The 454-nt window shown below is 64.1% G+C and carries 1 pseudogene; it reads right to left on the reverse strand.

Annotated features, from left to right (window positions below):
* Nucleotides 1-404 (reverse strand): annotated as a pseudogene (locus ACTQVX_RS08865) (hypothetical protein); the annotation flags it as partial.
* Nucleotides 405-454 lie beyond the last annotated feature (50 nt).

The following is a 454-nucleotide window of genomic DNA, read 5'->3' on the forward strand; positions in this document are numbered from 1 at the left end:
CTCTTTGATATCCCCAAGGAACTCGTGAGTTCTCTCAAGGACCACTTCCCGCACGGCCTCAGGCGGTCTATCACCAGGGTCTTCTCCCTGTTCGACATCCCGTCGAGGCTCTCGGCTTTTAAAACGTCCTGCACCGCCCTCAGCACCGCGTTCTCGAGCCTGAGCCGCTCGATCAGGGCGTCCTTGTCCTCCGGGTCGATGTCGGGGTAGTCGGGGCCGTCCCCGACGAGTCGCGGCAGGTCCATTCCTCCACCGGCCCTTCCCGCGGGCTTGCGCACGTCCCTGATCCAGCGCCAGACGGACGTCTTGCCGGGCCCGCCGAGTATCTCGGTTATCTCCATGACGGTGAGCCCGGCGCCGCGAAGCGCCCTGGCCCTCTCCACCATTCTCCTACTGTATGCCATGCGGACTCCGTTCCGGACCTCAACGGTCCAACTTTTTGTCCGCAGTCCCG

Origin of the sequence: Collinsella sp. LCP19S3_A6, assembly GCF_052122015.1 — a bacterium.
Lineage (GTDB): Bacteria > Actinomycetota > Coriobacteriia > Coriobacteriales > Coriobacteriaceae > Collinsella.